This is a genomic window from Clostridium isatidis, from assembly GCF_002285495.1.
Taxonomy (GTDB): domain Bacteria; phylum Bacillota; class Clostridia; order Clostridiales; family Clostridiaceae; genus Clostridium; species Clostridium isatidis.
Map to the genome: position 1 here is coordinate 1,873,377 of NZ_CP016786.1, position 11,536 is coordinate 1,884,912.

At 27.9% G+C, this 11,536-nt stretch carries 12 protein-coding genes and 1 riboswitch; of the genes, 1 reads left to right on the forward strand and 11 read right to left on the reverse strand.

Annotated elements, in window-relative coordinates; genetic code table 11:
- Positions 1 to 69: 69 nt before the first annotated feature.
- The 3 genes from BEN51_RS08875 to BEN51_RS08885 form a co-directional block, all read right to left on the reverse strand.
- Positions 70 to 786: a YoaK family protein gene (locus BEN51_RS08875; RefSeq protein WP_119865712.1), complete on the reverse strand. Its 717-nt coding sequence runs from the start codon at positions 784 to 786 to the stop codon at positions 70 to 72.
- A 36-nt stretch (positions 787 to 822) separates the two neighbouring features.
- Positions 823 to 2,193: an MATE family efflux transporter gene (locus BEN51_RS08880; RefSeq protein WP_119865713.1), complete on the reverse strand. Its 1,371-nt coding sequence runs from the start codon at positions 2,191 to 2,193 to the stop codon at positions 823 to 825.
- A gap of 119 nt (positions 2,194 to 2,312) precedes the next feature.
- Positions 2,313 to 4,322, reverse strand: coding sequence for a molybdopterin-dependent oxidoreductase (locus tag BEN51_RS08885; protein ID WP_119865714.1), 2,010 nt, complete (start codon positions 4,320 to 4,322; stop codon positions 2,313 to 2,315).
- 148 nt (positions 4,323 to 4,470) lie between these two features.
- On the opposite strand from BEN51_RS08885, the gene dusA reads away from it, so the two are divergent.
- Positions 4,471 to 5,511 carry a tRNA dihydrouridine(20/20a) synthase DusA gene (gene dusA, locus BEN51_RS08890; protein WP_119865715.1) on the forward strand — a complete coding sequence of 347 codons (1,041 nt, stop codon included), beginning with the start codon at positions 4,471 to 4,473 and terminating at the stop codon, positions 5,509 to 5,511.
- Positions 5,512 to 5,696: 185 nt separating this feature from the next.
- On the opposite strand, the gene BEN51_RS08895 is transcribed toward dusA, so the two are convergent.
- From BEN51_RS08895 to BEN51_RS08930, 8 genes are all read right to left on the reverse strand, one after another.
- Complete coding sequence (locus BEN51_RS08895; RefSeq protein ID WP_119865716.1) at positions 5,697 to 6,389, reverse strand: radical SAM protein; 693 nt, start codon at positions 6,387 to 6,389, stop codon at positions 5,697 to 5,699.
- Positions 6,386 to 6,937, reverse strand: coding sequence for an ECF transporter S component (locus BEN51_RS08900; protein WP_119865717.1), 552 nt, complete (start codon positions 6,935 to 6,937; stop codon positions 6,386 to 6,388). The genes BEN51_RS08895 and BEN51_RS08900 overlap by 4 nt, the downstream gene beginning before the upstream one ends.
- A gap of 95 nt (positions 6,938 to 7,032) precedes the next feature.
- Positions 7,033 to 7,077, reverse strand: a riboswitch (PreQ1 riboswitch).
- Between the two features lie 91 nt (positions 7,078 to 7,168).
- On the reverse strand, positions 7,169 to 8,215 hold the full coding sequence (uxuA, locus tag BEN51_RS08905) for a mannonate dehydratase (RefSeq protein ID WP_119865718.1): 1,047 nt from the start codon (positions 8,213 to 8,215) through the stop codon (positions 7,169 to 7,171).
- 12 nt (positions 8,216 to 8,227) lie between these two features.
- On the reverse strand, positions 8,228 to 9,256 hold the full coding sequence (locus BEN51_RS08910) for a sugar kinase (protein ID WP_119865719.1): 1,029 nt from the start codon (positions 9,254 to 9,256) through the stop codon (positions 8,228 to 8,230).
- Entirely contained in the window at positions 9,237 to 9,845 is a 609-nt protein-coding gene (locus tag BEN51_RS08915) for a bifunctional 4-hydroxy-2-oxoglutarate aldolase/2-dehydro-3-deoxy-phosphogluconate aldolase (protein WP_119865720.1), read from the reverse strand. The genes BEN51_RS08910 and BEN51_RS08915 overlap by 20 nt, the downstream gene beginning before the upstream one ends.
- Before the next feature lie 225 nt (positions 9,846 to 10,070).
- Complete coding sequence (locus BEN51_RS08920) at positions 10,071 to 10,778, reverse strand: GntR family transcriptional regulator (protein WP_119865721.1); 708 nt, start codon at positions 10,776 to 10,778, stop codon at positions 10,071 to 10,073.
- Between the two features lie 113 nt (positions 10,779 to 10,891).
- Complete coding sequence (locus BEN51_RS08925) at positions 10,892 to 11,047, reverse strand: zinc-ribbon domain-containing protein (RefSeq protein ID WP_119865722.1); 156 nt, start codon at positions 11,045 to 11,047, stop codon at positions 10,892 to 10,894.
- 208 nt (positions 11,048 to 11,255) lie between these two features.
- On the reverse strand, positions 11,256 to 11,411 hold the full coding sequence (locus BEN51_RS08930; RefSeq protein WP_119865723.1) for a zinc-ribbon domain-containing protein: 156 nt from the start codon (positions 11,409 to 11,411) through the stop codon (positions 11,256 to 11,258).
- Positions 11,412 to 11,536: the final 125 nt, after the last annotated feature.

An 11,536-nucleotide genomic window follows, 5' to 3' on the forward strand; every position in this document is an offset into this window, starting at 1 on the left:
AACATTCTAAAAATTAATTTAAAATTATGTTTTCTTACAAAACTAAGGGCCATATTTTGGCTAATTTACTCAAATTTCATCTTTAGATTCCTTGTTATCAAGATAGAATATTACTAAAGCCGCTAAAAGTAGAAAACTTGCTGCAAATATTGATTTAACCCCAATTTCCTCTGTTAATATTCCGCCTAAAGCTGCTCCCAAAGCAAAAAATATAATAACAATAGAATATCTTATTCCTCTTGCCCTATTAAGCTTATCTTTATATTTAATTGCTTTAAGAAAAGCTTCTGAGGCAGACCTTAAATTTCCTGTACAAATAGTTGTACTATAAGGAGAATCTACAAGAGTTTTAAAAGCTGATATCTGCATACCTGAAATAAATGCAACAATTGATGTTACTGAGCTGTGTGGAACAGTTTCCGGTATTAATCCTACTATGAACAAAATAATAGCTTCAACTAATAATACTATTTTACTGTATCTATTAGGATGAATTCCCTTTTCCCTTTCTCTTTGTCTAATAGTTTCATTTGCTAATGCTCCTAATATAAAGGCTATAACCTGAATAAAAGCAAGAATACTCATTTTATAATTTTTTTGTGCCAGGCCTATAGCAATTAATACAATATTTCCACTTTCAGCATTAGCAAATACTCCTCCTCTACCAATGTAGGTATAAGCCTCTAAAAATCCCCCTACAGCTGCAAGAATTATTCCTAATCTTAATGACTCATGAGTATTATTATGACTTGGTACAATTTCTCTAAATTTCCTTTTTATCTTCATATCCTTAATCTTACCCCTTGTTTTATCTTTTATAAACTATGCACCAACAATATTTCTAACCCATAATTTCTTATTATATCTTCTACGGCCTAAAATAAATTTATAAAATTCCTCAAAGGTTATCATAGCATAAACATAGTAAATCGGAAGATTTAACAGTATTCCCCCCAAGAAAGCCATTGGAATACCAACAAGCCATACTCCACTTATATCTAGAAATAAGGCTGCCTTTGTATCTCCTCCACATCTTAAGACACCAACTATATTTACTAAATTAAAGGATCTAAATGGCAAATATATTACAAATACATTTAAACAATTTTTTATATTATAAGCTACCTGCTCACTTACTGTAAATAAATTAATAAGAGGTTTTCTAATTATTAAACAAAAAACAGCCAATATTCCTACTAATATGATTTGTATTGTGAAAATATATTCTGAATGTTTTTCTGCTTTTTTTAGCTTATTTGCTCCAAGTTCATTACCTAAAATTACTCCCGTAGCTGCACTTAAGCCCTGCAATAATACAAAACATATTTGTTCAACATTTTGGGTTATTGTTATAGAGGCAACTGCATCATCGCCCATTCTTCCATAAACTAGAGAATATATTGTAACACCTAATCCCCACATAAATTCATTTGCAATTACAGGTGATACTGTTATAAAGTATTTTTTTATAAACTCCTTGTTGACATCTACTAATTCATTAATTTTAGCTCTCGCTTCACATTCTTTTCTATATACAACATATAAGATTAAAGAAGCTTCAACTATTCTTGCAATTAATGTTGCTAAAGCAGCTCCTCTTACTCCCATAGCTGCTGCTCCAAACTTGCCATAAATAAAAGTATAATTAAAAATAATATTTACAAAAATAGATATTATAGTAATAAAAACTGGTGCCTTTACTTTATTTGTGGCCCTTAATACTGCAATATAAGAATTTGTAACTGCAGTAACTGGATAACTTAATGCTACTATTCTTAAATAAGAAGCACCGATTTCTATTGTTCCTTCATTAGGAGTAAAAATTCGCATTACTATTTTGGGAATAAATAATCCTCCTAGAAAAAAGATTAAAGACCCTAATAATCCAAGAAACAAAGAAACTCCTAAAACTCTTCTAATATTTTTAATATCTCTTTTTCCATAATACTGAGCAGTTAATATTGAAGATCCGCTCACTATACCAAATAATAATAAAGTAAGAACAAAGAAAACTCTATTGGCAAGTCCTACTCCTGCAATAGCACTTTCTCCTAAAGCTCCAATCATAATATTATCTACTAAATTCAAAATTGTATTTAAAAGATTTTGGAAGGCTATCGGTATTGCAATTGTTATTACCCTTTTAATAAATTTCTTATCTCTTGATAATTCTTTTATATTAATTAGCCCCATTAAAATCCCCTCCTTTATTATTAAATAAATATTAATATTAAAAGTCTGAACTAAAAAAGTGCTTAGCAGCTTTTGACTTATGCTAGAGCACTTTTCCATTATAAGATATATTTTTATTTTTAGATAGTTTTTATTTTTACCCTTGTTTCATTGTAAGTAACCTGTCCGCCTATATCTGATAATCCTGAATCGGTTAAATAATTAGGATTTCCATGTTTTTTCCACCATCCTGCATACATCATAACAATATTATCAGAAACGGCATTATCAACCTTTAATTTAACTTGTATTTTACCAATATTATTTTCTAAATATACAATAGCATCATTATTAACTTTAAATTTATTAGCCATATTTTCATTTATATAGGCTATAGCAATTCCTTCATAGTCCATAAAATGCTGGCTTGATAAGCTGTCTCTTCCATGAATAGTCAATAGCCTAAGTTCTTCATTATTACGATCTAAATCTTCTTGCGAATTTAAATATAAATTTTCATTAAAGAAGATTTCAAATTTTCCTGACTTAGTTTCAAACTTTTTATCTGCCCAGGGAACTGCTTTATGCAAGGTAAAATAGTTATTTTTTAAGTATTCTATACTCATATTTTCATTATATTTTTTAAAAGGTTCTATAACTTTTGCTAGATACTCTTTTTTACTTACCATGGGATATTCCTTTATTTCTAACTTCTTAGCAAGTTCCATGAAAAATTCATATTCATCCATCAATCTTTCCTTAGGCTCTACAGCTTTTTCATTATAAATTATATACGGATTCATCATAGAACTATATATTATATCTTCACTTTCTAAGGTACTTGTAGTTGGAATAAATAAATCACATTCCATTGCTGTATCAGTTAAGAACATATCAAAACAAACTTTAAATTCAACCTTTGATAAGGAAACTTTTAAATTATTTAAATCTGCTAATTGATTAAGCAAATTGCTTTTTGTAATTATAGCCATCTTTATAGGAATATTATATTTTTTATTTTTTGCATCTATAGAATATAATTTATTTTCATCATGATAATCCCTATTTTCTAAGGAAGCCTTAATAAAATCGGCTATTTGACTTACATAATAATATCTTTCTTCAGCATATTTTGAACTATTATATGGATCAGAATTTAAGACCTGAGGAAAAACTCTATTGGCATAATTTACTCCTCCACCGCTTTCACCTATTTGACCGGTAATTGCTCCTAAAATATTTACTAAACTAATTGTGTTTCCACCATTTTTATATTTCTGCATTCCATATCCTAATAAAATAGTAGAATATTTATTAGTATATAATTCTACTAATTCCTCTATATCATTTTTTTCTACACCACATATATTAATTAAATTTTCTAAACTCAAACTATCCACATATTTTTTATATTCCTCATAACCCTTTACATATTTATTAATATAATTTATATCAACTAAATTCTTTTCTATAATAATTTTTCCCATTGCCAAAGCAAGGGCTCCATCACCATTTGCTTTTACTCTTACATATTTATCTGCTAGTTCTGCAGTTTTTGTATATATAGGATCTATTACAACTATTTTACTTCCATTTAATTTAGCTTTCTTTATACTTTGCATTGTATGTATTGAAGTATTAGCAGGATTTTTTCCCCATACAATTATTGTTTTACTGTTAAGCATATCTTCTAAGGCATGACTTTTAACATCACCAAAATTTCTTTTTTGAGCTTCTATTCCAGCACTCCAACAAGGGCCTCCTTTAGAAAAACTTACTCCCCCCAAAAAATTACAAAAAACTTCACCTATACTTTTTAATATCGAACCATTACCATATTGTTCATAATAAAGTATAGATTTAGATGTGTATTTTTCTTTATATTCTTTGATTTTGCCTGCCATTACATTTATAGCCTCTTCAAAAGATATTTCTTTAAACTTTCCATCTAATTTTATAAGTGGACTATATTGCCTATCTTTATGATACAATCTATCTAAATGTGCTAAGCCCTTCTTGCAAACAAAACCTTTAGTAAAAGGATGATTTTTATCTCCTTGTATTTTTATTACTTTGTTATCTTCCACATATATATCAAATTTACAACAGTCAAAACAATCTAAAGTACATCCTTGACTTTTCTTTTCCATAACTTATAATGCACCCCCTTTTATTTATAAATTTATTATTATCTAATAAGCTTACAATCTTACTTATTGCTATAAAAAAATATGCTATAATATATTTTAAATATATATTATATATAATAACTCATAAATATTTGAAAGGAAACTAAGGATGGAAAAATATATTTCTAATATTGAAAATCCAAAAGTAAGTATAGCTCCAATGGTTGATAAAACCCATAGGCACTTCAGGTACTTTTCTAGAATTATGGATAAGGATATGCTTTTATATACGGAAATGATTACTGCCCAAGCTATTATCTATGGTGATTTAGAAAAGGTGTTATTTTTCAGAGAAGAAGAAGGTAAAGTAGCCCTTCAAATTGCAGCCTCTAATCCAGAGGATGCCTTCAAAGCAGTAAAACTAGCAGAAAATTTTAATTATAGTGAAATTAACTTGAATTGTGGCTGCCCATCTGATAGGGTTTCTGGAAACTTAATGGGAGCAGCTCTTATGTCCTCAAAAGAATTAGTTTACGAAATTTTATGTGCTATGAAGGAGGCTACAAATAAGCCAGTTACTATTAAACATAGAATAGGAATTGATGGCACAGGTATAATTACAGATAAAAAATCTAAGGTTATTATGGAAGGTTATGAGGATCTTCTAGACTTTTTAGGTACTATCTCTAAAGCAAAGCCTGATAGATACACTATTCATGCTCGTACTGCAATACTAAAAGGCTTAAGCCCAAAGGAAAATAGGGATATTCCTCCTCTTGACTATAATATGGTTTATAGATTAAAGAAAGAATTTGATTATTTAAATATCGAAATCAACGGTGGCTTTAAAACTTTAGAGCAAATTAAAGAGGGTTTAAAGCATGTAGATGCAGTAATGATTGGAAGAGCTGCCTATGAGGATGCCTACTTATTAGCAAATTTATATAAGTTAGATAGTAATTCAGAAAATATATCACCTTTATCTAGAGGTGAAATAATTAGAAAATATATTCCTTATGTTGAAGAAGAATTAGAAAATGGTTCAAATGTTCATTCCCTTGTTTTCCCTCTCCAAAGCTTATTCCATGGTCAAAGGGGAAATGGACAATATAAACAGCTTTTATCTTCTTCAGCAATAAAAAAAGAAACAGTTTTAGATACTTTAAATAAAATCTTTGAAATAATGCCAGAAGATGTACTATGGAAATAATATATCAAAATAAAGCCTCTCATTCTTTATATATTAATAAAGTTCAGAAAATACTAATAAAAGAATATCTTATAGTTAGTAGGGACAGTATTAGCTGTCCCTACTAACTATAAAATTAATACTAAATTTGCTTATAAAAATTCAATTTATCTTATTTTTGAAAAGCCTCCTTAAAAATTGAAAAATTAATCTCCTACCCCAAAATCGGTATTATTATATAACACATCAATTTTATCATTTTTATCTAAAAGTTCTTTATATTCCTCAATGAACCATTTAACTAATTCATCATCTCTTTTAACTTTTGTACTATTATTTACAAAAACATTTATTGTAGCATGTTCAAAATTATTTAGCAATATCTCAATATCCCTTGAAATCATTTGTTTTGTTTGACCTTCTATACCTACCATTATACAAGGTGAATCAAAATATTTTTTTAATTCATCTATACCAATAAACTTCGCATTTTTATTTAATACCTTATTTCTAAAGTCGTAATCAAAAGTTTCTACTCCAATTTTAAAAGTTATAGGAATTTCAAAAAACTCTCTCATGTCTTTTATTCTATTTTTATAACACCAATGACTTTCTAAAAATAATCTTTCAATCTTTTTTTCCTTTATTATTTCTTTAATTAATAATAAATTCTCCTTTGGAATTTCAAAACAGCTTCCTGAATTTATTACTTCAAGAACCTTATATTCTCCTGTTATATTTCTTAATATCTCTTCATTAGTTTTAATTATTTCCTCTTTATCAGAAGAATTATCTAAAATATAATCACAAAAGGAACATTTCCCCCAGATACAAGGATAAGCCTTTAACAAAACAATTTCCCTTTTTACTTTTTCTGTTATTTTGCTGTACCTATTCATGATACTTTCTCCTTAATATTACTCGGAAGTTTTTTAAGTACTAAAATTATTAGCTTAATTGCTAAAAACTTGTCCATATAATCAGTTATAAACTGAATGAGAAATATAATAAATTTTTTACTAAAACCTAGAAAAGTTAAAATTTGAACTAAATAACTTGATCCTGAAGATGTTACTCCATCAAAGAGATAATAAGCTATAATTGCTCCAACAATTCCTGTAGGTATTGTTAGTATGAGTAAATTACAAAACAACTTCTTTCCTTTAAATCCATCCTTTTTGGCTAAATACCCTACTATTCCACCTATAATTATTTGTACTGGTGAAAAATATATAGAATAAATATCATAAGTAAAACCACTTATTAAACTTCCTAAAACACCAGTTACAATTCCATATAATGGGCCATATAGGAAAGCTACTAAAATAGTTCCTATTGAATCAAGTAAAATAGGCAGCCTTAATATTAAAGCTATAAAAGCACCAATAATATTTAATGCAATACCTATTCCTATAAAAGTTAATCTTATGGTCGAATTTTTTTTCATTTTATCCCCTCCAAATCTTTTGATGTGGAGAACTTACAGCTTCAAATAAAAAAAGCTGTATCTAAGGATACAACTTAATATACTGCCACTATATTAATACCTTAGTTTTTTATACTTGGAAGTTCTCGAACAAGTCCCATATTTCTATGGAGTTTTATAAATATATTAAATTTTTACAATAATTATTATAATATATTTTTAAATAATGGCAACTAAATATTATTTATAATTTTATTTTTCTTTAGTTATTGCTTCTATTAATCCATGAATATAAACTGCCCCTAAAGCCCTGTCATAAAGACCATATCCTGCTTTTCCTTTTTCTCCCCAAATCATTCTGCCATGATCTGGTCTATATGGCCCATCAAAATCATAATCTAAATAAGCCTTTATTATTTGATACATATCCATTGAACCATATTCTGTTGGATGGGCTGTTTCTTTAAAACTTCCATCATTCTCTATTTTTACATTTCTTATATGGGCAAAATGTATTCTATTTCTTTCTTTACCAAAATACTTAATTAAGTTTACTATATCATTTTCTTTTGTACAACCTAAAGATCCCGTACATAAAGTTAAACCATTATAAGGACTATCATAAATATTTAAAAATCTTTCTAAATTCTCATAGCTGGTTATTATCCTTGGTAATCCAAAAATGCTCCAAGGCGGATCATCTGGATGTATTGCCATTTTAACTCTAACCTCTTCACAAACAGGCATTATCCTCTTTATAAAATATTCTAAGTTTCCCCATAATTTTTCTTCATCTATATCTTTATATTGGTCTAAAAGATAGCCAAGACCACCTTCAGCATAAGATACATCCCAACCAGGAAGTTCTAATTCACCAAGAGCTGGATCCATTTTCTTTATTTTATCTTGTTCAAATATTAAGCTAGTTGAACCATCTTCGTTCACATATTCAAGATTTGATCTTGTCCAATCAAACACAGGCATAAAATTATAGCATATTAAATTTATTCCTGCCTCTGCTATATTTCTTATAGTTTGAATATAATTATCAATATACTTATCTCTTGTTGGAAGACCTAATTTAATATCTTCATGAACTGGAACACTTTCAATGCCTGAAAGTTCTAAACCATGTTTCTCTACAGTCTCTTTTATAGCTATAATTTTATCTAAAGGCCAAACTTCCCCAACTGGAATATCATATATGGCAGTTATTATTCCCTTCATGCCAGGTATTTGCTTAATGTATTCCAGTTTAACAGGATCATCTTTTCCATACCATCTAAAGGTCATTTTCATATATTCCAGCTCCTATCTTTTTATATTTTCTAATCCCTCTTCTACTAACGATAGAACTTCCTTTTCTGTTACCTGATTCATATCGCCTATAATTGAGTGTTTTAACACACTTGCAACAGTTCCAAATTCAACAATTTTCTCAAAGTTATCATAACTTAACAGGCCATGTATAATTCCTGCGGTAAAGGAATCACCGGTACCTACTCTATCTAATATATCAAAAGTATATTCCTTTGAAGAATATAATTTTTCTCCATCAAATATATATCCTTTTAAGCTATTATTATTAATAGAATTTACATTTCTCCTTGTAGAAGACATATACTTAATATTAGGATAAATTTCTTTTAAAATTTTATAAGCTTCTAACAAGCTTTTATCAAAATCATTACTTTCATTTACCTTAATCTTTAAAATATTAGTTATATCTTTAATACCAAGGAATGCTACATCTACTAAAGGAAGAATCTCCTCCAAACATTCCTTGGCTTCCTCTAAAGACCACATTTTAGCCCTATAATTTGAATCAAAACATACTAATATATTATTTTCTTTACACTTCTTTATTAATTCTACTGTGAAACTGCGCATTTCTTTACTAATTGCAGGAGTAATACCTGATATTACAAGCATACCTACATCTTGTAAAATTTTCTCAAGCTCAAATTCCTTTCTATTAGCTAAAGATATTGCTGAATATTTTCTATCATAAGTAACCTCTGAAACTCTATATCCATGACCCATTTCAAAAAAATAAACACCTAATCTTCCCTCTCCAAATATTATTTCTTTTGTATCTACTCCATTAGATTTAAGGAGATTTTCCACAGTAAAACCTAAATTATTATTAGGCAATTTAGTCACAAATTTTGTGTCATGACCAAACATACTTAGACTTGAAATTACATTAGCCTCTCCACCTCCATAAGTTCCTCTATATTCTGAGGCTTGAGAAATCTTTTTGTAATTTGTTGGAGTAAGTCTTAACATTATTTCTCCAAATCCAAATATTTTACCTTTTTTAAGATCTAACTTTTTCAATTTTATTCACAAACTCCTTTGCTAGTTTTTCTGTATCCTCTATAGTACCTTTAAATAGGGCACTTCCTACTCCAACACAGGAAACACCATTAGCAAACCATTCTTCTACATTATCTATTGAAACTCCGCCAGTTGGCATAATCTTAACATGTGGAATTGGCGCCTTTATAGCTTTAACAAACTTAGGCCCGAATAATTCTCCTGGAAATAGTTTAATCATACTATTTCCTGCCTCCATTGCATGCATAATTTCTGTTACTGTCATGCAACCAGGTAAATAAAGAATTTCCTTTTCTTTGCAAACTTTATTTACTTCTTCATTATATCCAGGACTTACAACATATTTAGCACCTGCTTCTATAGCATCTAAAGCCATTTTTCCATTTAATACACTTCCTACACCAATTAATGCTTCTTCTCTATCTTTATACTCTTTAATAAGTTCTACTACATTAGGAATTGTGTATGTTAATTCTAAAGCTTTTAGCCCTCCCCTTAAGCAAGCTTCCATATAATCCTTTATTTCCTTGTGGTTTTTACCTCTTACTACTGCTACTACCCCTGCTGCTATTAATTTATCTAAAATCATTTTAATTCCTCCTATACTTAAGAATATGCTTAGGAAGCATTTACAAATTTAATATATTTCCTTCTTTTTATACTTGTATACTAGCATACATTGTTAACAATTACAATAGTTTTTTTGTTTATTAATTTATTAGGATATCATTATTTAATTCTTTTATAACTTAATATCAAAAATAAAATACAAAAGGAGCTGTCTTAGACAACCCCTTAGAGCAAAAGTAACATTTTATTCTTGAGAATTATAGTTAATCACATATTCTTGTATTTCAGAATTTTTCTCTATGATTTTATACCATTTACTTTCAGGAGATTTTAAATGTTTATGTATTAATTCTTCTATTTTATTACTTTCTTTATTTTTTATTATATCTATATAAGCTTCATGATGATCTACAACTGCATAATTATTGTTTTCTTTCTGTTCAATAATTCTTATTCTTTTATAATGAGTACTTATCGTACTTATTGCTTCCCACACATTTCCTTTATTGACACCTTGAAATAATAATTTGTGAAACTCATTATCTAATTCATGAAATTCCAATAATGCATCTTTTTTATTAAGTAACATTTTTTGCATATATAAGTTTTTTTCCATTTCCAATAGATTTTCTTCTTTAAAATTAATACAAGCCTCTTTTAATACTTCTTTCTCTAAAGTATATCTCATAAAAAGTGCCTCTTTTATTAAATTTAAATCAATAGGAGATACAAAGGTTCCTACTTGTGGCTTTACCTGTATAAGCTTCTCAGCCTTAAGCTTCATTATTATTTCTCTTATTGGAGTTCTAGATAAATTTAGACTATTAGCTAATTCTGTTTCATTTATTAAATCACCTGGTTTTAAATTTAAAATCAATATATTATTTTTTATAACTCTATATGCATATTCCTTTGCATTTTCTTTTTCATGCTTTCGAAATAATTCTAACATAATTCCTCCTTATCTTCCCTCTCCATAAATACTAGTATAATATTAACAATATTCTATAAATATTTCTATAGAATAAACAAAAAAGGCTGTAGTCCCCCACAGCCTTAATTTAACTATCTTCTGTTATTTTGAGCTTTTCTTGCTTTTCTACATTCAAAGCATCTTACAGGATCATTGTCAAATCCTTTTTCTTTGTAAAATTCTTGTTCTCCAACTGTGAATATAAATTCTTTTCCACAATCTTTACAAATTATTTTCTTATCTTCCATTTTAAATCCTCCATTCTAAAGATTAATAAATATCAACTAACCTCTATAATGGAGTAGCTAATTTCTATTAAATCTTTAAATAAATATTATCGGTAATAATACCGATATTTATTTTATCATATATAAGTTACTATTGCTAGTATTTTTTTACTTTTCTGGATAAATAAATAAAAAAGGTTGTAGTAATTATACTACAACCTAGTATTTACTATCTTCTATTATTTTGAGCTTTTCTTGCTCTTCTACAATCTAAGCATCTTACAGGATCATTATCAAATCCTTTTTCTTTATAAAATTCTTGTTCTCCAACTGTGAATATAAATTCCTTTCCACAATCTTTGCAAATTATTTTCTTATCTTCCATTTTAAATCCTCCATTCTAAAGACTAATAAAGTAACTAAAATCTCTACAACGGAGAATCTCATTATCTTTCTAGATCTTTAAATAAATTTTATAGTCTTTTAAACTACTTATATATAATATCACAT

Coding starts and splice junctions, on each gene's coding strand:
- BEN51_RS08875 (WP_119865712.1), bottom strand. CDS start 786: ATGAAGATAAAAAGGAAATTTAGAGAAATTGTACCAAGTCATAATAAT.
- BEN51_RS08880 (WP_119865713.1), bottom strand. CDS start 2,193: ATGGGGCTAATTAATATAAAAGAATTATCAAGAGATAAGAAATTTATT.
- BEN51_RS08885 (WP_119865714.1), bottom strand. CDS start 4,322: ATGGAAAAGAAAAGTCAAGGATGTACTTTAGATTGTTTTGACTGTTGT.
- dusA (WP_119865715.1), top strand. CDS start 4,471: ATGGAAAAATATATTTCTAATATTGAAAATCCAAAAGTAAGTATAGCT.
- BEN51_RS08895 (WP_119865716.1), bottom strand. CDS start 6,389: ATGAATAGGTACAGCAAAATAACAGAAAAAGTAAAAAGGGAAATTGTT.
- BEN51_RS08900 (WP_119865717.1), bottom strand. CDS start 6,937: ATGAAAAAAAATTCGACCATAAGATTAACTTTTATAGGAATAGGTATT.
- uxuA (WP_119865718.1), bottom strand. CDS start 8,215: ATGAAAATGACCTTTAGATGGTATGGAAAAGATGATCCTGTTAAACTG.
- BEN51_RS08915 (WP_119865720.1), bottom strand. CDS start 9,845: ATGATTTTAGATAAATTAATAGCAGCAGGGGTAGTAGCAGTAGTAAGA.
- BEN51_RS08920 (WP_119865721.1), bottom strand. CDS start 10,778: ATGTTAGAATTATTTCGAAAGCATGAAAAAGAAAATGCAAAGGAATAT.
- BEN51_RS08925 (WP_119865722.1), bottom strand. CDS start 11,047: ATGGAAGATAAGAAAATAATTTGTAAAGATTGTGGAAAAGAATTTATA.
- BEN51_RS08930 (WP_119865723.1), bottom strand. CDS start 11,411: ATGGAAGATAAGAAAATAATTTGCAAAGATTGTGGAAAGGAATTTATA.